At 69.2% G+C, this 24589-nt stretch carries 21 protein-coding genes and 3 pseudogenes; 12 read left to right on the forward strand and 12 right to left on the reverse strand.

What is annotated here, in order from left to right; translation table 11 throughout:
• The first annotated feature begins 163 nt into the window (after positions 1-163).
• Positions 164-910 (forward strand): AfsR/SARP family transcriptional regulator, encoded by a 747-nt coding sequence (locus RLT57_RS24970; RefSeq protein ID WP_311299499.1) that lies wholly within the window; start codon positions 164-166, stop codon positions 908-910.
• 327 nt (positions 911-1237) lie between these two features.
• Here RLT57_RS24970 and RLT57_RS24975 read toward each other — a convergent pair whose 3' ends face one another.
• Complete coding sequence (locus RLT57_RS24975; RefSeq protein ID WP_311299500.1) at positions 1238-2119, reverse strand: SDR family NAD(P)-dependent oxidoreductase; 882 nt, start codon at positions 2117-2119, stop codon at positions 1238-1240.
• Positions 2116-2589 carry a MarR family winged helix-turn-helix transcriptional regulator gene (locus RLT57_RS24980; protein ID WP_311299501.1) on the reverse strand — a complete coding sequence of 158 codons (474 nt, stop codon included), beginning with the start codon at positions 2587-2589 and terminating at the stop codon, positions 2116-2118. The genes RLT57_RS24975 and RLT57_RS24980 overlap by 4 nt, the downstream gene beginning before the upstream one ends.
• A gap of 491 nt (positions 2590-3080) precedes the next feature.
• Between RLT57_RS24980 and RLT57_RS33730 the strand changes: the two are divergent.
• Positions 3081-3236: pseudogene (locus tag RLT57_RS33730) on the forward strand (IS30 family transposase); the annotation flags it as partial.
• Positions 3237-3313: 77 nt separating this feature from the next.
• On the forward strand, positions 3314-3895 hold the full coding sequence (locus RLT57_RS24990) for a TetR/AcrR family transcriptional regulator (RefSeq protein ID WP_311299502.1): 582 nt from the start codon (positions 3314-3316) through the stop codon (positions 3893-3895).
• Positions 3896-3973: 78 nt separating this feature from the next.
• Here the strand turns inward: RLT57_RS24990 and RLT57_RS24995 are convergent, their stop codons facing one another.
• The 3 genes from RLT57_RS24995 to RLT57_RS25005 all read right to left on the reverse strand — a co-directional run bounded on the left by RLT57_RS24995 (position 3974) and on the right by RLT57_RS25005 (position 6801).
• Positions 3974-5044, reverse strand: a complete 1071-nt coding sequence (locus tag RLT57_RS24995) for an alkene reductase (protein WP_311299503.1) — start codon at positions 5042-5044, stop codon at positions 3974-3976.
• A 93-nt stretch (positions 5045-5137) separates the two neighbouring features.
• Positions 5138-6361, reverse strand: a complete 1224-nt coding sequence (locus RLT57_RS25000; protein WP_311299504.1) for an MFS transporter — start codon at positions 6359-6361, stop codon at positions 5138-5140.
• Between the two features lie 5 nt (positions 6362-6366).
• Positions 6367-6801 carry a nuclear transport factor 2 family protein gene (locus RLT57_RS25005; protein WP_311299505.1) on the reverse strand — a complete coding sequence of 145 codons (435 nt, stop codon included), beginning with the start codon at positions 6799-6801 and terminating at the stop codon, positions 6367-6369.
• 114 nt (positions 6802-6915) lie between these two features.
• On the opposite strand from RLT57_RS25005, the gene RLT57_RS25010 reads away from it, so the two are divergent.
• Positions 6916-7668: an SDR family NAD(P)-dependent oxidoreductase gene (locus RLT57_RS25010; RefSeq protein ID WP_311299506.1), complete on the forward strand. Its 753-nt coding sequence runs from the start codon at positions 6916-6918 to the stop codon at positions 7666-7668.
• A 288-nt stretch (positions 7669-7956) separates the two neighbouring features.
• Here the strand turns inward: RLT57_RS25010 and RLT57_RS25015 are convergent, their stop codons facing one another.
• The 4 genes and pseudogenes from RLT57_RS25015 to RLT57_RS25020 all read right to left on the reverse strand — a co-directional run bounded on the left by RLT57_RS25015 (position 7957) and on the right by RLT57_RS25020 (position 9006).
• Positions 7957-8313 carry an integrase core domain-containing protein gene (locus RLT57_RS25015; RefSeq protein ID WP_311299507.1) on the reverse strand — a complete coding sequence of 119 codons (357 nt, stop codon included), beginning with the start codon at positions 8311-8313 and terminating at the stop codon, positions 7957-7959.
• Between the two features lie 2 nt (positions 8314-8315).
• Positions 8316-8384, reverse strand: a pseudogene (locus RLT57_RS33475) (hypothetical protein); the annotation flags it as partial.
• Entirely contained in the window at positions 8381-8737 is a 357-nt protein-coding gene (locus RLT57_RS33480; protein ID WP_399129933.1) for an IS3 family transposase, read from the reverse strand. The pseudogene RLT57_RS33475 and the gene RLT57_RS33480, both read right to left, overlap by 4 nt.
• Positions 8738-8823: 86 nt before the next feature.
• Positions 8824-9006 carry a transposase gene (locus RLT57_RS25020; protein WP_311299508.1) on the reverse strand — a complete coding sequence of 61 codons (183 nt, stop codon included), beginning with the start codon at positions 9004-9006 and terminating at the stop codon, positions 8824-8826.
• A 385-nt stretch (positions 9007-9391) separates the two neighbouring features.
• Between RLT57_RS25020 and RLT57_RS25025 the strand changes: the two genes are divergently transcribed.
• Positions 9392-10657: a hypothetical protein gene (locus RLT57_RS25025; RefSeq protein WP_311299509.1), complete on the forward strand. Its 1266-nt coding sequence runs from the start codon at positions 9392-9394 to the stop codon at positions 10655-10657.
• Between the two features lie 17 nt (positions 10658-10674).
• Entirely contained in the window at positions 10675-12837 is a 2163-nt protein-coding gene (locus RLT57_RS25030) for a tetratricopeptide repeat protein (RefSeq protein WP_311299510.1), read from the forward strand.
• A gap of 140 nt (positions 12838-12977) precedes the next feature.
• Here the strand turns inward: RLT57_RS25030 and RLT57_RS25035 are convergent, their stop codons facing one another.
• Both RLT57_RS25035 and RLT57_RS33735 read right to left on the reverse strand, forming a co-directional pair.
• Positions 12978-13568, reverse strand: a complete 591-nt coding sequence (locus RLT57_RS25035) for a helix-turn-helix domain-containing protein (protein WP_311299511.1) — start codon at positions 13566-13568, stop codon at positions 12978-12980.
• A 645-nt stretch (positions 13569-14213) separates the two neighbouring features.
• Positions 14214-14431, reverse strand: a pseudogene (locus RLT57_RS33735) (transposase); the annotation flags it as partial.
• A gap of 43 nt (positions 14432-14474) precedes the next feature.
• Here RLT57_RS33735 and RLT57_RS25045 point away from each other — a divergent pair.
• Positions 14475-14720 (forward strand): helix-turn-helix transcriptional regulator, encoded by a 246-nt coding sequence (locus tag RLT57_RS25045; RefSeq protein ID WP_311300856.1) that lies wholly within the window; start codon positions 14475-14477, stop codon positions 14718-14720.
• 18 nt (positions 14721-14738) lie between these two features.
• A complete protein-coding gene (locus RLT57_RS25050) occupies positions 14739-15800 on the forward strand; it encodes a tyrosine-type recombinase/integrase (RefSeq protein WP_311299512.1) in 1062 nt (353 codons plus the stop codon).
• Between the two features lie 378 nt (positions 15801-16178).
• Here the strand turns inward: RLT57_RS25050 and RLT57_RS25055 are convergent, their stop codons facing one another.
• A complete protein-coding gene (locus RLT57_RS25055) occupies positions 16179-17708 on the reverse strand; it encodes a helix-turn-helix domain-containing protein (RefSeq protein WP_311299513.1) in 1530 nt (509 codons plus the stop codon).
• A gap of 262 nt (positions 17709-17970) precedes the next feature.
• On the opposite strand from RLT57_RS25055, the gene acnA reads away from it, so the two are divergent.
• The 4 genes from acnA to RLT57_RS25075 all read left to right on the forward strand — a co-directional run bounded on the left by acnA (position 17971) and on the right by RLT57_RS25075 (position 24532).
• A complete protein-coding gene (gene acnA, locus RLT57_RS25060) occupies positions 17971-20685 on the forward strand; it encodes an aconitate hydratase AcnA (RefSeq protein WP_311299514.1) in 2715 nt (904 codons plus the stop codon).
• A gap of 466 nt (positions 20686-21151) precedes the next feature.
• On the forward strand, positions 21152-22558 hold the full coding sequence (gene ngcE / locus RLT57_RS25065) for an N-acetylglucosamine/diacetylchitobiose ABC transporter substrate-binding protein (RefSeq protein ID WP_311299515.1): 1407 nt from the start codon (positions 21152-21154) through the stop codon (positions 22556-22558).
• A gap of 83 nt (positions 22559-22641) precedes the next feature.
• Positions 22642-23571, forward strand: a complete 930-nt coding sequence (locus RLT57_RS25070) for a carbohydrate ABC transporter permease (protein ID WP_311299516.1) — start codon at positions 22642-22644, stop codon at positions 23569-23571.
• A gap of 13 nt (positions 23572-23584) precedes the next feature.
• Positions 23585-24532 (forward strand): carbohydrate ABC transporter permease, encoded by a 948-nt coding sequence (locus RLT57_RS25075; protein ID WP_311299517.1) that lies wholly within the window; start codon positions 23585-23587, stop codon positions 24530-24532.
• The last annotated feature ends 57 nt before the right edge of the window (positions 24533-24589 follow it).

The following is a 24589-nucleotide window of genomic DNA, read 5'->3' on the forward strand; positions in this document are numbered from 1 at the left end:
AAGGACAGCGGCAGGGATCTTCGAGCGATGTCGACGCCGACGGCGGTGCGGTACACCGTCCTCAAACCGCTACGGGTCTGGCGCGGCGACGCGGAACTGCCGCCCGGCCCCCCCGAAACAGCAGGCCCTGCTCACCCTCCTCGCGGTACGCTCCCCGGCCTCGGTGACCCTCTACGAGGCTGTGGACCTGCTGTGGGACGGCGACCCGCCGGACAGCGCCGTGAACGTGGTGCACCGTCACATCGGCGGCCTGCGGCGGCTGCTGCAACCGGACCTGCCGCCCAGGGCCCCGGGCGGACACGTGGTGCGGACCGCCGGCGGCTACCGGCTCGCCACCGGCCCCGCCGCCTTGGACCTGGCCCGCTTCCGCGGCCTGCGCGAGCGGGCCCACCGCGCGCAGGCCGCCGGGGCCGGGGGAGACGGCGCTTGCCTGTACGCCGAGGCGCTGCGGCTGTGGCACGGCCCGGTCGCCGCCGGCGGCATGCCGAGGCTGCGGGACCACCCGGTCTTCGTGGCCGTGGAGAACGAGTACCTGGCGACCGCGAAGGAGGCCGCGGACACCGTGCTCCGGCACCGGTCCCCGCTCACCGAGGACGTCCTCACCGCGCTGCGCTGCGCCGCCGCCGGCCGCCACCGGCTGGACGAGGGCCTCCAGTCCAGGATCGTCACCGCGCTCGCCGCGACCGGCCGGCAGGCCGAGGCACTGGAGGTGTTCGAGGCGGTCCGCGCCGACCTCGCCGAGGAACCCGGCGTAAACCCCAGCTCGCCGACCGCATTCGCGCCCACCCTGCTGGGTGAGTACCTGGCTTCGATCCATGCGACGGCATCACTGCAGGTCAAAGTCGTAACGGGAGCGTTGGGCGGAGGCGCGATCTCCCAACCTGAGGTGGAAAGGAGGGGAGAGGACTGAGGGCTGTCCCGTAAACGATCTGGACTGGCCTCGGGCAAGGGCGGGGTGCTGTACGGTCCCATGGCTTGTCCGGCGACGGCGAGGTGGTGCATCCGGGCGATGACGCCCATGCTTATGGCCATGGCCATGCCTGCCGGTCAGGCGCCCGGCGGTCCGCGGTGCAAGACCGGAAGGACGTGCTGCGGGTGCTGGGGGCGCCGACCGGTTCGAGCAAGACACGAACAACCGCCTCGGTCCGGACCTGTCCGTCCGGGCTATGGTGCCTGGCCGGCGTACCCCGCAGGCGGAGGTAGCCGCGACCCGTTGACAACCGGTTTCGGGCGGGCCCTACCTCGTGAGCGGCTCCACTCCGAGGAGGGCTGCGGTTTTGGTGTAGACGGTCCGGGCGAGAGCGTCGTTCAGGGCCAGGCGTGAAGGGGTGTCCGGATGGGAGTGGCTGAAGAATCCGCCGCTGGGTCGCGGCGCGGGCGAGGTGCTGGCGAGCCAGACAGGGGTCTGCACACCTTCGTCCGGGGTGATGGCGAACGGGCGGAACAGCGGGGCGGTCAACCGCATCAGACCGCCGGCGTTGCTGTTCATCGCGGTGCCCTTGACCATGCCGGGATTGGCGTTGTAGACGCTCATGCCGTCGGGCAGGCGGTGTGCGAGTTCTCGCGCTGCCAGGAGGCTGACGAGTTTGCTCGTGGCGTAGACGCCGGGCTGGTTGTAGAAGCGCTTGCTCCACGATGTTCCCGCGACGTCCGGATCGGTGGCGTCGAGCTTGCCGCGCTTCTCCACGAACGAGGACATGTTGATGATCCGCGCTTCGAGCGTGAGTGCTCCTTCGGCCAGGAGGGCGTGGGTGAGCAGGAACGGGGCGTGGTGATTGAGGGCGTAGGTGCGCTCCACGCCGTCCGGCGTCTGCTCGTACCGGGGGAACGCCGCCCCTGCGTTGTTGACGAGGACGTCCACCAGGTGTCCGTCAGCGGCCAGTTTCGCTGCCAGTGCCTGTACCTGCGACCACTGTTCCAGGTCAGCGCTGTACGTTCTCAACGGTGCTGCGTCGCTGCCCGCAGGGGCCAGGCCGCGCAGGCTGTCAGCGGCCGCCCGGGTGCGTGTCGCGTCCCGGCCGACGAGGACGACACTCTGGCCGGCTTTGACGAGGTGGCGTGCCGTCACAAGGCCCAGGCCCGAAGCTCCACCCGTGATGACTGCGGTCTTGCTGCTCATCGCTGCTCCTCCTTCACTGTGTCCTTGACGCTGGCGGCCTGACCTGTCGGGCGGGGGCCGTCGATCACTTCGCGGAGAAGCGTGTGCAGGCGCAGCCTGCTCTCGTGGTCGAGGAGGGCGAAGGGCGAGTGCTCGGTGGTGTGCTGGATGACGCGGTCGCGCAGCGCGCATCCCTCGGAGGTGAGCTGGATGACTTTCACGCGGCGGTCGGTGGGATGGGGCACGCGGCGGACCAGGCCGCGCCTCTCCAGCCGGTCAATCATCGACGTGGCGGTCGAGGCGTCGCACTGCAGGAGTTCGGCCAGACGCCGCGCGGTCATCTCCCGCCCGCGACTCAGCCTCCACAGCGCATCGGCCTGAGTGTCGGTCAGCCCCGCTTCCCGGGCCAGTTCCTTGAGCTCGGCGTGCACCTGGGTGCGGATCGCGAACAGGCAGTCGTAGAGCTCTTCGGTCAGCTGCCGGTCATCCATGACCCATATAATACATGGAGAATGCAATCATTTGATAATCCACGTACTGTTGCAAGGCCCCTCCGGCGTGGCGGGCCGGCCCGCCGTGACGCTCAGCTGATAGCCGGCCACATGTCGAGGCGGCGATGTGGACGGAGATCGCCAAGGGTCTTCTGCCTGAGGCCGCCGCCGCCGTCGGCGTGGCGCCGGCGGTCGCGGCGGGCTGGTACCGACAGGGTGGCGGCACGCGACCGTTCGATTCGAACTGGTCCTCGGGCAGGTACTTGTCCGTTTCCGAGCGGGAGGAGATCGCGTTGCTCAGGGCTCAGGGCTCAGGGCAGGGGAGTGCGCGAGATCGCTTGAGACGTCGATCGCAATCCGGGCACGGCCACGGAGCGCTGAATCGCGAGCTCATCCCATGCCTTCGGACCGGCCGCGCCCTGCGCGCCCTGCGCGCGCCGCGGGCGCGTTCACAGCGGAAGACCTCGGCGCACGTCACGCCAGAGACGTGGATCAGCGAACGGCCCGCCGAGGCCGAGGGCCGCACAGGCCCCGGCCACGGGGAAGGGGATGTGATCATCGGGCCGAAGCATTCCGCGATCGGCACCGTTGTCGAGCGGTCGACCCGGTTCACCGGGCTGGGCCACCTGCCCCGCGAAGAGGAATACGGCACGGGCTCTACGAAACTCGGGACAGCTCAATCGTGATTCTGTTCCGATCGGTCAACTAAGCGTATCGTGAAAGCATGTCACGACCACGTGCGTTCGATGAGGACACCGCCGTCCGGGCGGCACAAAATGCGTTCCGCCGTACGGGGTACGCGGGCACGTCGCTCTCCGACCTTGCCGAGGCCACTGGTCTGGGCAAGGGCAGTCTGTACAACACGTTCGGCGACAAGGAGCAGTTGTTCCAGCGGGCTTTCGGCGATTACTGCGACGAGGCGGACGCCGCGACCGACGCGTTGTTCACCCCGGACGCGGGTCTCAGCGGGGCCTTGGGCTATCTGCGGATGGTCACCCGGGACGCGCTGGCCGACCGCGAGCACGTGGGCTGCATGATCACCAAGACCACGTCGGAGCTCGCGGTCAGTTCCCCCGCGGTGGTCGACCGGGCGTCGAGGACGCTGCACCACGCCGAGGACCTGATCACTGGCGCCCTGACCCGGGCTCGGGAGACCGGTGAGACGGGCGGCGAGGAGGACCCGCGGGATCTGGCCCGGCTGCTCGTGGCGATCACCCGCGGCATCGACGCGCTCGGCAAGGCCGGCTACTCGGCGCAGGCGCTGCGTGCGATCGAGGCGACCGCCGCCCGCGTCATCGGGGGGTGAGCGCGGCTCGTCGAGGCGTCCCTGTGTACCCGCGCTGCCGGCCGGCGCCGGTACGGCGGCCGGCAGCGCGGACATGGCTCAGCCGGCGGCCGGGTAGTCGGTGTAGCCTCCGGCGCCGCCGCCGTAGAACGTGCCCGGATCGAACTCGTTCAGCGCGGTGCCGGTGTGCCAGCGGGCGACCAGGTCGGGATTGGCCAGCAGCGGACGTCCGACCGCGACGAGATCGGCCAGGCCTTCGCTGATGACCGCCTCGGCCCAGGCGAGGCTGGTGACTTCGGCGAATCCGCCGTTGGCGATGGTCACGCCGCCGAAGCGGGCGGTCAGGTCGCGGATGAGCTCAGAACGCGGGTCGGCCAGGTAGGACAGGTAGGCGATGTCCAGCGGGGCGATGGCCTCGGTCAGTGCCCGGTAGGTCGCCGCCGTCTCGGCCGCGTCGTCCTCGATGACGCCCTGGATGTTGTGCGAGGGCGAGATCCGGATGCCGACCTTCTCCGGTCCGATCGCATCGGCCACCGCGTGGACGATCTCGCCCGCGAAGCGGGCCCGGTTCCGGGGTGTGCCACCGTAGCCGTCCGCGCGCCGGTTGGTGGATGGTGCGAGGAACTGGTGCACCAGGTAGCCGTTGGCGGCGTGGATCTCGACGCCGTCCAGGCCGGCGGCTGCGGCCCGCTCGGCCGCACGCACGAAGTCGCCCACCACCTCTGGGATCTCCCTTGCCTCCAGCCCCCGAGGTACGGGCTGCGGCTTCATACCGCCGGGAGTGAAGATCTCTCCGGGCGCGGCGATCGCGCTGGGTGCCACCAGTTGCGGCGTGGTCTTGTTGTCGGGATGGCCCACCCGGCCTGCGTGCATGAGCTGGACGAAGATGTGGCCGCCTGCGGCGTGCACGGCGTCTGCGACGGCGTGCCAGCCCTCGACCTGCTCGTCCGAGTGCATCCCGGGGGTGTCGACATAGCCCTGCCCGACCGGGCTCGGTTGGGTGCCCTCGGTGATGAGCAGTCCGGCGCTCGCGCGCTGGGCGTAGTACTCGGCGGCCAACGCGGTCGGGACGCCGCCTTCGCCGGCCCGGTTCCGGGTCATCGGAGCCATCACAATGCGGTTGGCCAGAGTGAGCTTGCCGACCTCGATCGGATCAAAGAGTGTGGGCACGAAGTTCTCCTGGAGCGATGCTGTCCACGGGTGCGACCGCGCCCGTGCGGTGGAGCTTCCTGTTCGCGCCGACTGACCAGGCGCGAACAGGGTTCAGCAGACGCGGCCCGCGTGCTCGCGGACCGGGCGGCGGGAGCCGCGGACGGCGACCACGGCCGCGCCGAGGACCGCGAGCGCCGCGGCCACCTCGAAGGCGGAGCCGATCCCGGCGCCGTCGACCACCAACCCGCCCAGGGCCGAGCCCCCGGCCAGGCTGACCTGGATGGTCGAGACGAACAGCGCCTGGCCGCCCTCGGCCGCAGTTCCGGCCGTGCGCATCATGAAGATCTGCAGTCCCAGCGGGAGCGCCCCCCAGAAGGTGCCCCACAGCGCCACGAGGGCGATCACGGCCGGGGCACTCGCCTCGACCCAGGGGAGGACCGCGATAGCAGCGGCGGTCATGGTCATGAAGGCGGTCACCGCCCGCCTGGGCGTGGCGTCGATCAACCTGGTGAAGGTGCAGTTGCCGACGAGCCCGGCCAGTCCGAAGCCCAGCAGCACCAGTGTGACGCCGGTGGGGCTGAAGCCTACGTGGTCTCCGAGGTACGGCTCCAGGTAGGTGTACGCGGCGAACTGGGCGAGAAACGTCGCGACGCAGCCGATCAGCACCGTCCGGGAGGCGGCCGACCGGACGATGCCCAGCAGCGATCGGAGGGAGTTCCGGCTCACCGACGGCAACGGCGGCAGCAGGAGCAGCTGCGCGATCAAGGCGGCCAGCGCGAGCCCGGCACCGAGTACGAACGCGACCCGCCAACTCGCCACGTTCCCCAGCAGCGAGCCGAGTGGCAGGCTGGCCACGGTGGCCAGCGCGATGCCGCTGGTGATCGCCGCGGTGGCGCGGGTGGCGTCCGTGGCGTCGACCAGGCGCGGCGCCACTCCGGTGCCGAACACCCAGAACCCGCCGACGCCGATGCCCAGCAGGACCCGCGCGAGCAGCATCACCGCGAGGTTCGGGCTGACGCCGGCGAGCAGGTCGGACGCCGCGATCAGCGCGGCCAGCGCGCACAGAACGACCCGGCGGTCGGCCCGGCCGGCCAGGATCGTCGTGGTCGGGGCGGCGATCGCCGCGGTCAGGCCGGGTACCACCACCAGCAGCCCGGCAGTGCCGGGGGAGACCCGCAAGCCGTCGCTGATGTCGGAGAGCAGGCCGATCGGCAGGAACTCCGAGAGCACCAGACTGAACGAGCAGAACGCCACCGAGACCACCGCGGCCCACCGCCGCGGGTGCGAGGGCCGGTCGCGACGGTGCTCCGGCGCGACGGCCCGGGATGTCCGCATCCCGGTCATCGCGCCGCTGACCACAGGAAGCGGTCGGCGTCCTGGCCCAGGAAGTCGGGGTCGACGTAGATGTGCAGCCTGGAGATCTTGTCCCCGCGGAACTCGAACGCGTTGCAGTACCGGCCCTCCAGCTCGGGACGCCCGTCCGGCCATGCGACGCCGGCCGCGTTGCGGCCGCGCTCCAGGCCCTCGACGATCAGCCGGTTGCCCTCATGGGTGTAGACCATCGATTCAACCGGATGCTGGAACGCGACCTGCTCCGCCATCAGCCCGGCTCCGAGCCGGCCGAAGTCCTCGATGCCGTGACCGGTGCCGAACTTCGGGAAGAAGACCTGCGCGTCCGCGGCGAACAGGTCGACCGGCGGCTCCCCGGCATCGACGCGGCGGAAGTACTCCAGAGCGATGGCGACGTGCTGCTCGCGGACCTGTCCGTCGGTCATGGTGATCTCCTGATGCGAAGGCGAAGGCGGGCACCGGAAACGTAGCATAATTTTTGACCGATCGACCAATAATTGGGTACGGTCGAAGCCGGGCTACGCACGTGGAGGATGACAGTGAGCAACAAGATCGCACTGGTAACCGGGGGCAATCGCGGCATCGGCCGGGCCACCGCGATCGAACTGCGGCGCCGGGGCTACGACGTGGTCATCACCAGTCGTTCGGCCGACGCGGCTGCCGCAGCCTTCGCCGACACCGCGCCCGTGCTGCGCCCGGTGCACGCCATCGAGGCCGACATCACCAACGAGACCGGCCGGCTGGCGATCGCCGACCACCTTGCGTCGGCGCACGGAGTCCTCGACCTGCTGATCAACAACGCCGGGACCTGGCTGGAGTCGGAGAATTCCTCGGACGCGTCACCGAACCGCACCAGCGAACTCGAACTGTCGGTCCTGCGAGCGACGTTCGAGACCAACTTCTTCGCGCCGGTACGTCTCACCCAGTTGCTGCTGCCGCTGATCAGGAAGTCCGAGGCCGGCCGGATCCTCAACATCGCCAGCATGCACGCCTCGCTCACGCTGCATTCCTCGCCGGGCTCGCCGGTCTTCGACCGCAAGGTATTCGGCTACGCCGCGTCGAAGACCGCGCTGAACGCGTTCACCGTCCCGCTGGCCCACGAGGTCGCGGGGAGCGGGGTGACCGTCAACTCCCTCGACCCCGGCTGGGTACGCACACAGATGGGCGGCCCGACCGCAACCCTCAGCCCGCAGGAATGCGGCACCGCGATCGCCGACATCGCCACCCACCTTGCACCCGACGTGAACGGCCGCTTCCTCACCCTCCAGCCAGGCACCGAAAACCCTTGGTAACAGGACTCCCATCAGCGTCCGGCCCGAGTGCCAACGGCACGGGCGAGCAGAGCCGGGGCCGGAAGCGCAGGCAGGGCGGTGTACGAGACCTCGAACGGCCCGTCGCATGCTGCCCCACGCTTTCACGAAGGGGTGGCGGGCGCGGTGTCGCGCCAGCGCAGGCATGCACGGACAGTTGCGGGACCTGCCGTGGAACCAGGCGACGGCGAGGTTCTACGACCGCACCACCGGCCACGGGCGCCCGGAGACTGGGCTGTCCCGAGTTTCGTGGAGTCCGGTGATCTTGTCTCAGGCGGACTGTGGGACTGCTTCCTGGCTTCGCCGGTAGTCCTGTTCGTACTCGGCGGGCGGCACGTAGTCGAGTGCGGAGCGGAGGCGTTCTTCGTTGTACCGGGTGATCCACTGGAAGATCGCCTGTTCGACCTGCTCGACGTCCTTCCGGGGGCCCTGCGTCTCGGTCAGCTCGGCCTTGAACGTTCCGTTCGGAGCCTCGGCCGTCGCGTCGTCGTACGAGTCGGCGACGGACCCGACGGAGGCGCCGGTGCCGGCGAGCCGGTCGGTACACCGAATCGATACGTATCGAGCGATTTCAGCCTGTCGCCGTGATGGACGAGGCCGGGGTCCTTCTTGATCCTCCGCCTCCACAGGGCCGTCTCCAGTGCGTCCAGCGGGAGTTCGGTCCGCATGTGGTTGGCGACCTGCCGGCCGACGGTCATCCGGGAGTACAGGTCCAGGACGAAGGCCACGTACGCCCCGGACCAGGCCCGGCCGTCAGCCGCTCGACGGTGCAGCGGGCCACCCCGTGGCCCCTGCGCCGAACGGCGCGGGTGGTCCGGCGGGCACCATACGTGCCGCCGGACTCCGTGTGGACCTGTCCGAGCAGCGGCATGAGCTGCTCGTCACGCGGCCGACGGGCCGACTTCGGCCGCTTCTCGCGAGCGGAATACGTCGATGGCGACAACTCAGGAACCCGGCAGGCGGGATCGACCCCGAGACCTTTGTCACGCGGGTGGTCGATCACCCGCCCGGCCTCGTCCGGGGACGGCCGGTCTCCTGGGCAGAAAAACACCGAGGGTGCCTTGAGGATCTCATCCGCCCGCCCCAACTCGGCATACTGCCGGCGGCGTTGCCTGAGCCCGTCCTGTTCATCGCCGGTCAGCCGGTCAGCCGGTCACCGCGCTCACCGCGGTCGGCCTCGGCCTGGCGGGCCCAGCCGCGCAAAGCCTCCTTGCGGATGCCCAGATCCTTTGCGACACGCGCGATCGGGCGGCCGGTCGCGCTGACCTCACGGACCGCGCGCTCACAGAGCTCATCGGGATATTGACGGGATGCCGGCATGGCGCCGGTGGTTCCCCTTCGCCAGGATCGTAACCCCGGTATCAGGGACTCCACCCAACTCAGAGCAGCTCACCGCGAGTTCTACCGCCGTTCTGGGTTTGTGCCAGGGGTGGTCGCAACCGGCGACCGGGGTCTTGCCCGCGGGTTACCAATGAAGGCGACACAGCGCGGAAGGAGGTGGACGGAATGAAGAAGATCAAGATCCGCAAGGCCGGCTCGGTGCGCCTGACGACCTCCGCTTCGCTTTACGGCGGTCCCCCCTGCGACGTGGCCTGACTGTGACAACCTCGGCGATGGGCCAGCCGGCACCGCGCCCATCGCCGAGGTCCGCCCAGCACCGCGTCCCACCGTGCTCCGTTCCGAACACCAACCCCTCGGGGGAGCCATGCCCGAACCATCGCCCGCCTCCGCCGAGGCTGCCCCCGCCAGGAAGACGGCGGTACAGGCCCACGACGAACCGCTTGCCTTCCACCCGCTGACCTTTCAGCCCGAAGGCGACGAAGTGACGGTGGGCCGGATGGACGAGGGCACCTTCGTCGTACTGCCCGCCGACGGTGCCGCGCTGCTCCAGCGGCTGGTCGAAGGCACGCCGCCGCGGCAGGCGGCCTGCTGGTACGAGCAGGAGTACGGAGATGCCGTCGACATCGACGACTTCGCCGCCGAGCTGACGGAACTCGGCTTCCTGCGTGCGGACGGCATCCCCGAGCTGTCGTTCGCGCGTTCCCTGCGGTGGCGGCAGCTGGGCCGCGCGGTCTTCTCCCCTGTCGGTGCGGTGCTCTACACGGCGCTGCTGGCGGCGTGCGTCCTTGTGGTCGTGCGCGTCCCCGATGCGGCACCGCGCTACCACAACGTCTTCTTCACCCACTACATGTCGGTTCTCACGCTGACGCTGTTCGTTGGCCAGCTCCCGCTGATCCTGGCGCACGAGTCCGCGCACGCCCTGGCCGGACGGCGGCTTGGCGTGCCCTCGCGGCTGTCTGTCGGACGACGGCTTTACTACGTGGTGTTCGAGACCAACCTCGACGGGCTTGCGGGGGTGCCACGACGCAGCCGCTACCTGCCGATGCTCGCGGGCATGCTTACCGACGTCGGTTGCTTCGCGGTACTCACCCTGCTCGCCGCCGGCACCCACCGTGCGGGCGGTGGCTTCCCGCCGGCCGGTGCCGTACTTCTCGCGCTGGCCTACGCCACGTTGCTGCGCCTGGTGTGGCAGGGGTACTTCTTCCTCCAGACGGACATCTACTACCTGATCGTCACGGTGCTGGGCTGCGTCGACCTCCAGACGACCGCCCGCCGGCTGCTGGCCAACCGCTGGCACGCGTTGCTGCGGCGGCCGACCCCGTACGACCCGGAGCAGTGGCATCCCCGGGACCGCGCGGTGGCCCGCTGGTACTCCTGGCTCATGGTCGCCGGTTACGCGTTCTGCCTGGCCACGCTGCTCCTCACGCTGCTGCCCATCCTCGTCCACGTCTTCGGCACCGCGGTCGCCCGGCTAGCCGGCAACGGCCACCAGGGCGGCGCCGGCCTCGCCGACAGCCTGGTGTTCCTTGGGCTGAGCTTGGGCGAGACGGCCGTCGCCGTCATGATGTACGTCCGCGAGCGACGGGCAAGCGCCCCGACCACCGAGGTCGCCGCGCCCGCTCCCGCCTGACCGTTACGGGAGAACCCATGCCTGATCCGACGCACCAGTCGGCCCCCGCTCACCTCTTCCTGGCCGGAGCGCTGCGGCGCGACCGGCGCGAGTGCCTCGGGACGCTGCTACTGCCCGGCCCCGTGCATCCTACGGTGCGGGTGATCGACTCGAACCGGCGGTCGGGTGGTCCGTACACGGTGGCCGGCGCGCTGATGCGCGCTCTGGTGCCGACAGCGCTGATCGAGCGCCCGGATCTGGTCGCCACGCACCAGGTGGAGATCCTCACCGCCGCCGCCGACCTGCGCGGCATCATTCCCGCCACCCAGGAGACGCTGACCTCGTTGGCGGTGCCGACCGAGCGAACCCGGTTCTACGCGCGGCAGCGGACGCTGCGCATCGCGCACGGTCTCAAGGAGTTCCTGCACGACATGCTGTCCGCCCCGGGGCACGGACCCTGCGCCGTGGTCGTCGACGACCTCGACCACGCCGACCCCACCGACGCGGAGTTCATCGCGGTCCTGCTGCGCCGGATGGACCCGGCGGTGCTGACCGTGGTCGCCGGGGGCACCGCGGGGCTGCTCGACCCGGCCGCGGAAGCGCCCGCCGAATCCGGAACCCCCCTGGGCGAGCAACTGCCCACTGCTCTTCTGCGGTACTGCCGCAGGGTGGACTGTGCCCCCGCCCAGGCCCCGGCCGGATCGCCCAGTGAACCACGCGCGCTCGCGGCGCGGTATGTGGCTGGCGACTGCCGGGACGACGACCCGGCGATGCTCGCGGCGTACCGTGACCTGGCATCGGACGAGCGGCAGCGCCTGCACGACGCGCGCGCCGACCAACTGGAGGCGGCCGAAGACTCTGTCACGGCGCTCGGAGCCCTGCCGTTCCACCGCGAGCACGGCTCGGATCCGCTCGGTGCGGGCTTGGCGGCGATGGAGCAGGCGATGACCACCTGCGTGCTGCACGGCTTCTACGACGCAGTGCTGGACTTCTGCCGACGGGGCAGGGCGCTGACCGACTGGGAGACCACCGCGCGCCAGCGCTGGACGTTTTCCACGCTGCTCCCCACCACGCTGTCCGCACTCGGCAGAGCGGAGGAGGCCGAGGCGATCTGCGACGAGGCCCGCGTCCACATGCGTGATCCGCGCGTTCACATGCAGGTCGCGTACGCCACCGCCATGCTGTACACCCGCCACCGCGCGCCCGGCCGCCGGGACCACGAGCGGGCGACGGCATGGATCAACACGGCCATCGCCATCTCTGGTCTCCTGCCTGACGCCCGCAGCCGGGCCTTCAGCACCGTCTTCCATCACAACGGGCTCGCATTGATCGAGGCCCACCGGGGGCGCCCGTTGGAGGCGCTGGAACTCGTCACCCAGGGCATGGCTGCACTCGACCGCGAACTTGGCGAACGCGAGCATAATCTACATCGCTCGGTGCTGCGCCACAACCGCGCCACCGTGTTGACGGGGCTGGGGCGGTACGAGGAGGCGCTCGCCGAATTCCGTGTGGTGATCGACGTGGACCCGTACTACCCCGAGTACCACCTCGACCTGGGAAACCTCCTGCAGCAGATGGGCCGTCACGAGGAGGCCGCCGCTGCCTACGACACCGCGACCCGGCTCGGTCCGCCCTTCCCCGAGTTGTACTACAACCGGGGCGACCTGCGGAACGGGCAGGGCGACGAGGAGGGTGCGCTCGCTGATTTCGGCTACGTGCTCGAACTCGATCCCACGTTCGTGGACGCCTACGTCAACCGGGCGGGCCTGCTCCTAGACCGCGGTGAGACCGAAGCAGCCGAGCACGACATCCGCGCGGGGCTGAAGTTGGCGCCGGACAGCCCGCTGCTCCTCGCCGCGCTGGGCCGGCTGCACGCCGACCGCGCGGAGGCGGAAAGTGCCCGGACCGCATTTGACCGGGCGCTCTCCGCCGCCCCCGATCTGGTCGCCGCGCTGTGCGGCCGGGCCGGCCTCGCCTTCGACGCCGGGGAATTCGGTGCCGCCCTCGACGACTTCGGCCGTGCGGTCGAGGCGGCGCCCCACGACCCCGCCATCCGCTACAACCGCGCGTTCGTGCTGCGCAGCGTCGGCCGCTGGGACGAGGCGCTGGCCGACCTCGAAGCGGCGGCGGCCGACACCCCCGACGATCAGGAGGTGCAGGAGGCGCTGGAGGAGTGCAGGCAGCGGCTCGCCGCTGCCTGAGCGTGGAGGGTCGGCCCCGACACCGCCCCTCGCGCGGCTGCGGCCGGCAGCCCCCCGGATCCGCCTCCCGCGCACACGGGCGCCGGTCTCGGCGAACCGCTCGGCCACCGCCCGTTGGCGCACCGCCGTCGGCAGGGGTGTCAGCCGCGTCCGGTCAGGCGGCTACCGTCGGGGGCGGTGGCTGCTCCCGCGGGGCGTCCCTCCGGCAGGCGGGCGAGACTGAGAACGGCGGCCGGCAGCCGGACAAGGGCTGACGCGACGCGGACAGACCTACTGAGCCAGCGGGAGGCGGGCGCAGCAGGCGGTACGGGGAGCGGTACAGCGGACGCTGGCTCCAACGTGCGGGACCGCGCGTCGGTCAATCGCTCCACCCGCTCGGTCAGCGCCTGCCGGCGCAGGTTCAGCAGCGAGCCGGGCGGCAGGCCGAAGGCACGCTCGTAGGCGCCAACCAGCGCTTCGGAGGGCAGCCGCTGCCCCCGCTCGACGTCCACGAAGACACTGTGGGCGCTGTATCCGAGCAGCCGGGCCAGCGCGCGTAGCGATAGTTCGTGTTCCAGCCGGAGGCGGTAGAGAGTGAGGCCGAGGCGCCGCTGCGCCGGGAGGGCCGCGCCCCCCTCCGGGTGCGCGACCGCGGGCAGGACGTGAGGTGGGATGGCGGGTGCCGCCCCGGGCGGGAGCACAGGGGTCCGGCGCACCCGGAGCGGGCGGCCCGGTCCTCCGCTCTCCGGCATGCCCGTCACATCGGCCCCTGCGGAGCAGTGTGACGGCGGTCGCGACATCGGCTACAACTGTGGCCGGGATCCTGCGGTCTCATCTGATCACGCTTCCTTGCGTCAGGACCGCGCCTACGGGGCGCGGCGCTCTTTCACGAGGCGGTAAAGCGATCACGCCTATCGACTACACGCCGGGCTCACATGTCGATATCTCATGTGGACATCGGGTGCTTGGGTTCTGCTGATCCCTGCGTGCATTCCGTACGGCGTACTCGGCGCCGTTTCCCCGGACATTTTGCTGGGAAAGTTCGCTAGCCGACCGGATCACCAGCATGGGGTTTAGTCCACCACTCGTCAAGGTGACCGGAACCGGCCCGCTGCCGCCCGCCGCCGACGCAGATGCCGATCAGCCGACAGTGTAAAGCGGCACTGCCGAGCGGAAATCCTGCCGCCGTGCACCATGCGCACGTCACCGGGGCGCAGCTCTCGCTCGGCCCTCCGGTCGACACGCTGGGTGTGCGTGATGGAAATGGCTGGATCCCGCCGGGTGCGGATATTTTCCGCATTCCGGCAGTGGTGCAACGGATGTGGCGAGTGTGGCGCTGCTGGCCAACGCTACGCGCTTGCTGCCAGTATTCGCCGCCTCCGCCTCCGCCTCCGCCGCCCTCGCCCCGCGCACAGGCCGAGGATCTCGCGGTAGCCGTCGGAGGTGACCGCGCTGGCGCCGTGGATGGTCTGTTCGTGACCTGCCCGTCTCTGATCTTGACGTGGATGGCATCCACGAAGACGACCGGGTAGACCTAATCGAGCGGGCGGGTGCGCCACTCGTTCATCGGGTCCAGTGCCTTGTCGGTGATCGTGGCGATCGTTTCCTTGGACGTCTTCATCCTGTCCCAGCCCGTTAGCGATCCCCGGACAGTGCAGATGCAAGTGGTGGCTGCACTGCTCACCGTGAGAGGTGCAGCCACCTATCTTGGCATCTCGGAAAGCACTCTGTATGTCTGGCGTCATCGGAGGACAGGGCCGCCCGGCTTCCGACTGGGACGACGTGGAAGAGTTATGTACCGCCGCACCGCGCTCGATAGACGGCCGGACGAGCAGGAGGCGTCGGACTCCCGCTCCAACGCCACCTTGAGTCCCCTCGCTCAGGCGACTCGTAGCCGCAGCTGATCGAACCATGTCCGCTCGATGAGGCTCGAGCCGAGCGCGGCTCTATGGAGAGAGGAACGGGAGATAGCCGGCTCTATAGAAGACCGATGGCTGAAGAAGCGTCCTGACCCGAAAACCCGCGAACGCGAACGCGCGGCCCTGTACGGCAAGTGCACCCGCTACCGGGTCAGGGGAATTCCTGGCGTCAAGGGCCGTTCCTTCGACGCCCTCCAGGACGCCAGGACCTGGCTCGCCCAGGCCCAGACCGACGCTCGCCGTGGCGGATTCGTCGATCCGCGCGATGGGGCCACCTCCCTCAAGGACTACATCGCCACCCACTGGTGGCCCACGCGGAGCGGTGACCCCTCCACGATCGAGCGGATTGAGCAGAGGGTACGGCGACACATCGTTTCCCGCCTGGGTGCTCGGCCGCTCGACGCCATCGGCACGGAAGTCCTGCGCCACTGGGAGAAGCGGCTGGAGAAGGACCTCGGTCCGACCTCCATCCGCCTGGTCTGGGCGACGCTCTCCAGCGTGCTCCAGGCCGCGGTCGAGGACCGCCGCCTCGGACGTAACCCGTGCCGGTCCAGCACGGTCGGCCCCCCGGCCGCCGCATCCGGCAGAGTCGAGGCGTGGCCGCCCGAACGGGTATTGGCGGTACGGGAGGCCCTGCCGGAGCGCTGCCGGCTCCTCCTGGTGATCGGAGCAGATCTCGGGCTCCGCCAAGGGGAGGCGCTCGGTCTCTCAGCCGACGACATCGACGTCGAGAAGGAAATCGTTCATGTACGGCGGCAGGTCAAGATGGTGCGGGCGAAACCGTGCTTCGCGCTTCCGAAGGGCCGCAAGGCCCGGGACATCCCGCTGCCGGCCGGTGTGGCGCGAGCCGTCCGGCAGCACATGGAGCAGCGTGAGCCGGTGCCGGTCACCCTGCCGTGGGACGACCCGACTTCGGCTCAGACGCCGGTGGAGGCCAAGCACCTGCGGCCGAAAATCTGCGGCCTCCTGGTGACAGGACGCGAGCGGAAGGCCGTCAACCGGAACTACTGCAACTCCTCCGTGTGGAAGCCCTCGCTGACCACGGCGGGTGTGATCGCCCCGTGAACGAGGGCAGCACCGACGGTGCTCGCGTGTGGGAGCCGTCCCGGGAGCACGGCTTCCACGCCCTGCGCCACTCCTACGCCGCCGGGGAGCTGAAGGCCGGCGCATCGGTCGTCTCCCCGGCACGCTGGCCGGGGCACTCCGACCCCGGGTTCACGCTGCGGAAGTACTCCCATCTTCCTTCCCGCCCCGCGCTGGCACACGGGGCAGCGCCGCCATCGACGCGATCTTCGCGTAGCCGCGGTCGGTTGGCAGAGCCTGTGGAGCGCGGCCCGTAGCCCGCCACCGGCCCCACGTTGCAGAAAAGTCCCACGGATGCCGCCGCACCCCTCCCTGACGCGCTGAACGGCATGTCAGACGGTGTGAAGCGGCCTCCGCACATCAGATGTCGCGGAAGATCTCGATCTGCGCCCCGATCGTGTTCAGCCGCTCCGCCAGGTCCTCGTAACCGCGGTTGATGACATAGACGTTGCGCAGCACCGACGTGCCCTCGGCCGCCATCATCGCCAGCAGGACGACCACCGCGGGGCGCAGGGCGGGCGGGCACATCATCTCGGCGGCCCGCCAGCGGGTCGGGCCCTCGACGAGCACCCGGTGCGGGTCGAGCAGTTTGACCTGGGCGCCGAGCCGGGTCAGCTCGGTCAGGTAGATCGCCCGGTTGTCGTAGACCCAGTCGTGGATCAGCGTCGAGCCCTGCGCGGTGGCCGCGATGGCCGCGAAGAAGGGCACGTTGTCGATGTTGAGGCCGGGGAACGGCATCGGGTGGATCTTGTCGATGGGGGAGCGCAGCTTGGACGGGCGGACGGTCAGGTCCACCAGCCGGGTGCGGCCGTTGTCCGCCCGGTACTCCGGGGTCAGCTCGTGGTCGAGCCCCATCTCCTCCAGCACCGCGAGCTCGATCTCCATGAACTCGATCGGCACCCGGCGGATGGTCAGCTCGGACTCGGTGACCACGGCCGCGGCCAGCAGGCTCATCGCCTCCACAGGGTCCTCGGAGGGCGCGTAGTCCACGTCGCGGTCGATGCGCGCGAGGCCGTGCACGGTGAGCGTGGTGGTGCCGACGCCGTCGACCCGCACTCCCAGCTCCTCCAGGAAGAAGCACAGGTCCTGGACCATGTAGTTGGAGCTGGCGTTGCGGATGACGGTGACGCCGTCGTGGCGGGCGGCGGCCAGCAGCACGTTCTCGGTCACCGTGTCGCCGCGCTCGGTCAGCACGATCGGGCGCTTCGGGGCCACCTCGCGGTCCACCTCGGCGTGGTAGGAGCCGTCGGTGGCGGTGATGTCGAGCCCGAAGTGCCGCAGCGCGTTCATGTGCGGCTGGACGGTGCGGGTGCCGAGGTCGCAGCCGCCCGCGTAGGGGATCTGGAAGCGGTCGGTACGGTGCAGCAGCGGGCCGAGGAACATGATCACGCTGCGGGTGCGGCGGGCCGCGTCGGTGTCCATGGCGGCCAGGTCCAGCTCGGCGGGCGGCACGATCTCCAGGTCGTTGCCGTCGTTGATCCACCGGGTGCGCACCCCGACGCTGCCCAGCACCTCCAGGATCCGGTAGACCTCCTCGATCCTGGCCACCCGGCGCAGCGTGGTGCGTCCGGCGTTCAGCAGGGTCGCGCAGAGCAGTGCCACACAGGCGTTCTTGCTCGTCTTGACGTCTATGGCGCCGGACAGCCGGCGTCCGCCGACCACTCGCAGATGCATCGGCCCGGCGTACCCCAGCGAGACGATCTCGCTGTCCAGGGCCTCGCCGATCCGGGCGATCATCTCAAGACTGATGTTCTGGTTGCCGCGCTCGATCCGGTTCACCGCGCTCTGGCTGGTCCCCAGCGCCTCCGCCAGCTGTGCCTGCGTCCAGCCGCGATGCTGCCGCGCGTCCCGGATCAGCCTGCCGATACGTACCAGGTAGTCCTCGGTCATATCATCGAGGTTATCTCTTATATGAGATGTGGCAACCCGACACCCGTCACCGATGACGCGTCCCTCGCTCTGCCCGTCCGGCCCGCACATCGCGTCCTCCCCGGCGGGTAGGCGCCACACCGGAGCGTGCGCCGGGCCGGGGCATGACCGGCCCGGGGTGGTGTACTAGAGTTATCTCGACATCGAGATATCTGCCGAGGCGTACCGTCAGGTCGGCGGCAACGCGGTGGTACGCGCGAAAACATGCATGAAGGAGACTGTCGTGTCGGCGAACAGCTTCGACGCCCGCAGCACCCTGCAGGTGGGCGACGAATCATATGAGATCTTCCGGCTGGACAAGGTGGACGGCTCCGCCCGGCTGCCGTACAGCCTGAAGGTGCTGCTGGAGAACCTGCTCCGTACCGAGGACGGCGCGAACATCACCGCCGACCACATCCGGGCGATCGGCGGCTGGGACTCGCAGGCCCAGCCCAGCCAGGAGATCCAGTTCACGCCGGCCCGGGTGATCATGCAGGACTTCACCGGCGTGCCCTGCGTGGTGGACCTGGCGACCATGCGCGAAGCGGTGAAGGAACTGGGCGGCGACGCAGCGAGGATCAACCCGCTGGCCCCCGCCGAACTGGTCATCGACCACTCGGTGATCGCCGACCGCTTCGGCACCCCGGACTCCTTCGCCCAGAACGTCGAGCTGGAGTACGGCCGCAACAAGGAGCGCTACCAGTTCCTGCGCTGGGGCCAGACCGCCTTCGACGAGTTCAAGGTGGTCCCGCCCGGCACCGGCATCGTGCACCAGGTGAACATCGAGCACCTGGCCCGTACCGTCATGGTCCGCGGCGGCCAGGCGTACCCCGACACCCTGGTCGGCACCGACTCGCACACCACGATGGTCAACGGCCTCGGTGTGCTCGGCTGGGGCGTGGGCGGCATCGAGGCCGAGGCCGCGATGCTCGGCCAGCCGGTGTCCATGCTGATCCCGCGGGTCGTCGGCTTCAAGCTGACCGGCGAGCTGCCGGCCGGCACCACCGCCACCGACCTGGTGCTGACCATCACCGAGATGCTCCGCAAGCACGGCGTGGTCGGCAAGTTCGTCGAGTTCTACGGCCAGGGCGTGGGCGCCACCTCGCTGGCCAACCGCGCCACCATCGGCAACATGTCGCCGGAGTTCGGCTCCACCGCGGCGATCTTCCCGATCGACGCCGAGACGATCAGCTACCTCACGCTGACCGGCCGCTCCGCGCAGCAGGTCGCGCTGGTCGAGGCGTACGCCAAGGAGCAGGGCCTGTGGCTGGACCCGGCCGCCGAGCCGGACTACTCCGAGAAGCTGGAGCTGGACCTGTCCACGGTGGTCCCCTCCATCGCCGGCCCCAAGCGCCCGCAGGACCGCATCGTGCTGGCCGACGCCTCCCAGCAGTTCACCCGCGACGTGCGCAACTACGTCACCGACGACGAGGAGGCGGGCAAGGAGTCCTTCCCGGCCTCCGACTCCCCGGCCGCCGCCAACGGGGTGCCCACCAAGCCCACCCCGGTGACGGCCCCCGACGGGACCACGTACGAGCTCGACCACGGCGCCGTCACGGTCGCCGCGATCACCTCCTGCACCAACACCTCCAACCCGTACGTCATGGTCGCCGCCGCCCTCGTCGCCAAGAAGGCGGTCGAGCGCGGTCTGAGCAGCAAGCCGTGGGTGAAGACCACCCTGGCGCCGGGCTCGAAGGTGGTCACCGACTACTTCGACAAGGCCGGCCTGACGCCGTACCTGGACAAGCTGGGCTTCAACCTGGTCGGCTACGGCTGCACCACCTGCATCGGCAACTCCGGCCCGCTGCTCGAGGAGGTCTCCCAGGCGGTCAACGCGGCGGACCTGGCGGTGACGTCGGTGCTGTCCGGCAACCGCAACTTCGAGGGCCGGATCAACCCGGACGTCAAGATGAACTACCTGGCCTCACCGCCGCTGGTCGTCGCGTACGCCATCGCCGGCTCCATGAGGGTCGACATCACCCGGGACGCGCTCGGCACCGACACCGAGGGCGCGCCGGTCTTCCTGGCCGACATCTGGCCGTCGGAGGCCGAGGTCACCGAGGTGGTGGCGTCCGCCATCGGCCAGGACATGTTCAAGGACTCCTACAAGGACGTCTTCGCCGGCGACGCGCAGTGGCAGGCGCTGTCGATCCCGACCGGCGACACCTTCGAGTGGGACCCGCAGTCCACGTACGTGCGCAAGCCCCCGTACTTCGACGGCATGAGCACGGACCCGGACCCGGTCACCGACATCTCCGGCGCCCGGGTGCTGGCCCGGCTGGGCGACTCGGTCACCACCGACCACATCTCGCCGGCCGGCGCCATCAAGGCCGACACCCCCGCGGGGAAGTACCTCACCGAGCACGGCGTGGAGCGCCGCGACTTCAACAGCTACGGCTCGCGCCGCGGCAACCACGAGGTCATGATCCGCGGCACCTTCGCCAACATCCGGCTGCGCAACCAGATCGCACCGGGCACCGAGGGCGGCTTCACCCGCGACTTCACCCGGGACGGCGGCCCGGTCGCCTTCATCTACGACGCCTCGCGCCACTACATCGAGCAGGGTGTCCCGCTGGTCGTGCTGGCCGGCAAGGAGTACGGCTCGGGCTCCTCGCGCGACTGGGCGGCCAAGGGCACCGCGCTGCTCGGCGTCAAGGCGGTCGTCGCGGAGTCCTACGAGCGCATCCACCGCTCCAACCTGATCGGGATGGGCGTCCTGCCGCTCCAGTTCCCCGAGGGCGCCACAGCGGCCTCCCTGGGCCTCACCGGCGAGGAGACCTTCACCATCACCGGTGTCACCGAGCTCAACGAGGGCCGCACCCCGCGCACGGTCAAGGTCAGCACCGACACCGGCATCGAGTTCGACGCGGTGGTGCGCATCGACACCCCCGGCGAGGCGGACTACTACCGCAACGGCGGCATCATGCAGTACGTGTTGCGGTCGTTGATCCGCGAGTAACCAGCACGTAGCATCCGGTCCGAAGGGCGGGCCGTATCCCTGTCACCGGGGATGCGGCCCGTCCGTTTTTGTCCGGACGTGACCGTGCGCACGGCCTTTCACTACCTGAACGCAAATGTCAGAAGGATCCGCTGAGAGTTGAATACAAGATCCGGCCGGTTCGTGGCCGAATCCCTCGCCCGTCAAGTCATCCCACGTTTCGGACAGGTCTCAACTCGGGAAAGCTTGCCGTCCAAACCGGCAATGGATCTTGCCCTGCCCGAGCGAAGTGGACTATACCTGTCGCGTCCAAGGAACCCGCGTCGCAGCGGGGCGGGGCGGGGGGAACCCGGGCGCATCAGCCCGGCGATACGGTGACGTACCCCGCCCCGATGGATGCACGGCATCAACTCACGCTTCATCTGTTCGCGGTCGTCGGCGGATTCCGCTGCACCGCATGAGTCCTGGAGAAGGCGAGGACTTGAGCATGGGATCCGAAATCAACCGTCGGGATCTGGTCAGGCGTTCCGCGGCGCTTGGCCTGGTTGCCATCCCGTCGGCCGGCCTGCTGAGCGCGTGTGCGTCCAGTGGTGGTGACGACGACACGTCGAGCACTCCGACCGCCACGAAGGCCGGCGCCACCGCCGACCCGAAGAACCCGTTCGGCGTCAAGGACGCCGACGCCCTCGACATCGTCATCTTCGACGGCGGCTACGGCCACGACTACGCCACCGCCCTGGGCAAGCTGTACGAGTCCCAGCACGCCGGCGCCAAGTCGAGCGTGCTGCCCACGCAGGACATCGCGGGCAAGCTGCAGCCGCGATTCAACGCCGGCAACCCGCCGGACGTCATCGACGACTCGGGCGCCCAGCAGATCAAGCTGGACGTGCTGCAGAAGAACGGCCAGCTCGCCGACCTCACCCCGCTGCTGGACGCGCCGTACATCGACGACCCGACCAAGAAGGTCCGCGACGTACTGCAGCCCGGCACGGTGGAGACCGGCACCCTCGACGGCAAGATGTACTCGCTGAGCTACATCTACACCGTGTGGGGCCTGTGGTACTCCGGCAAGCTCTTCAAGGACAAGGGCTGGACCGAGCCGAAGACGTGGAAGGACTTCCTGTCCCTCTCCGCGGAGATCAAGAAGGCCGGCATCGCGCCGTTCGCCCACCAGGGCAAGTACCCGTACTACATCAACGTAGCCATCATGGACCTGATCGCCAAGAACGGCGGTCTCGACCTGCAGAAGCGGATCGACGCCTTCGACGACACCGCGTGGGACGACCCGGCCGTCAAGAACGGCATCGAGGCGATCTACGAGATCGTCAGCAACAACTACCTGCTCCCCGGCACCAACGGTCTGACCCACATCGAGTCGCAGACCGCCTGGAACCAGTACAAGGCCGCCTTCATCCCGTGCGGCTCCTGGCTGGAGAACGAGCAGATGAAGGCCACCCCGGCCGACTTCGACATGAAGTTCTTGCCGATGCCGTCGCTGGAGGGCGACAAGCTCCCGTTCGACGCGATCCGCGCCGGTGCGGGCGAGCCCTTCATCGTGCCGGAGAAGGCCAAGAACAAGGCCGGCGGCCTGGAGTTCCTGCGCATGATGCTGACCAAGGAGGGCTCCGGCCGGTTCGCCGCCGCCGCCAACTCGCTCACCGTGCTGAAGGACGGCGTGGGCCCCGAGGTCAAGCTCCGTCCGGGCACCGCCTCGACCGTGACCGCGCTGACCGCGGCGGGCAGCAACACCTTCAACTTCAACTACCCGAACACCAACAGCGAGTTCGACACCGCACTGCAGAACATCAGCGCCGAGCTGATGGCCAAGCGTCTCACCCCGGCGCAGTGGATCGCCAAGGCCAAGCAGGCCGCGCAGAAGGCCAAGAAGGCTTGACCTAGCGACGCCCTGCGCGCTGCGGGGGCCGGGCCCGTCCCGGCCCCCGCAGCGGCGCAGCCTCCCGATCAGGAGCAGGATCCATGCAGCATCGCAAATACCCCTTTATCGTGGGGTTCCTCATCGTCCCCCTCGTTCTCTACGTCACCTTCGTGATCTGGCCGTATCTGCAGACCTTCGGCTACTCGCTCACGGACTGGAAGGGCGAGTCGCAGAACTTCACGTTCGTCGGGTTCGACAACTACAGCGCGCTGTTCCACGACGATGTGTTCAGAACGGCGCTGTGGCACAACATCCTGCTGCTGATCTTCCTGCCGGTCATCACCATTCTGCTCGCGCTCTTCTTCGCCTTCATGGTGAACGTGGGCGGCCGGGAGACGGCCGGCGGCGTCCAGGGTGTCCGCGGGGCCGGCGTCTACAAGGTCGTCTACTTCTTCCCGCAGGTACTGTCGGTCGCCATCCTGATCGTGCTGTTCGGCGCGGTGTACCGCAGCGACCCCTCGGGTCTGCTCAACGGCGCGCTGATCAAACTCCACCTGGAGGACGCCAACAGCCCGATCGAGTGGCTCAACGATCCCAGCCTGGTGCTGTGGTGCCTGCTGGCCATCCAGGTCTGGGCCGGCGTCGGCTTCTACCTGGTGCTGTTCTCGGCGGCCATGCAGTCCATCCCCAAGGACATCTACGAGGCGGCGCTGCTGGACGGCGCCGGCCGGTCGCAGACCTTCTTCAAGGTCACCCTCCCGCTGCTGTGGGACAGCGTGCAGACCTCCTGGGTCTACATCTCGATCTTCGCCATGGACTTCTTCGCCCTGGTCTCCGGCCTCACCCAGGGAACGTACGGAGGTGGGCCCGATCACCACAGCGAGGTGATGGCGACCTACCTGATGCGTAACTTCCTGTACTTCGGCAAGAGCGGCTACGCCTGCGCCCAAGGCGTGATCATCATGCTGGTGACCTTGATCGTATCCGCCGTCACGCTCCGGGTCTCCCGCCGTGACCGCATCGAGTTCTGAGCGGGGAATCGCCATGACCTCACCCATCACCGAGTCGCAGGCCGGCCTGCTGGACCAGGTCCCCGCCGGCGGGCTGCGCGGCAGGCCGAAGACCTCCGACGACGAGAACCGCTACGACGGAGCCGGCGGCCGGGTGCTGAACGTCTTCTCGCACGGCTTCCTCGCGCTGTGGGCGATCCTGATCGTGCTGCCGCTGGGCTGGATCGTCCTCGGCTCGTTCAAGAACAACGCCGAGATCGGCGGCAGCGCCTGGTCCTGGCCCGCGCACTGGAGCTTCGACGCGTTCGGCCGGGCCTGGGACAAGGGCATCGGCGACTTCTTCCTGAACACCGTGATCGTGATGATCTTCTCGGTGCCGCTGACCATGCTCCTCGGCTCGATGGTCGCCTACGTCCTGGCCCGCTACGAGTTCCCCGGCAACAGGCTCTTCTACTTCCTGTTCGTCGGCGGCGCGATGTTCCCGTACTTCCTCGCCCTGGTGCCGCTGTTCTTCATGGTCAAGAACCTCGGCATGCTCAACACCTACCAGGGCCTGATCCTGGTCTACATCGCGTACTCGCTGCCGTTCACCACCTTCTTCATGCACTCGTTCTTCAAGACGCTGCCGACCGCGGTGCACGAGGCGGCGGTACTGGACGGGGCCTCGCACACCCGGACGTTCTTCCAGGTCATGCTGCCCATGGCCAAGCCGGGCCTGCTGAGCGTCGGCATCTTCAACGTGCTCGGCCAGTGGAACCAGTACATCCTGCCGGTCACCTTGATGCAGCCGCAGAGCAGCAGTGACAAGGACCACTCGATGCTGGCCCAGGGCCTGGTGAACCTGGCCCTGTCCCAGGGGTACTCCGGCGACTTCCCGGCACTTTTCGCCGGCATGGTGATCGCGATGCTGCCGGTGCTCGTGGTGTACCTCTCCTTCCAGCGCCAGGTTCAGGCGGGCCTCACGGCGGGCACCCTGAAGTAGGGCGTCCAGCTGCGACGGGGCAGCCACCGAGTCCTTCCAGCGGCTCCGCGATCACGC

The organism is Streptomyces sp. ITFR-21, from assembly GCF_031844685.1.
Classification (GTDB): domain Bacteria; phylum Actinomycetota; class Actinomycetes; order Streptomycetales; family Streptomycetaceae; genus Actinacidiphila.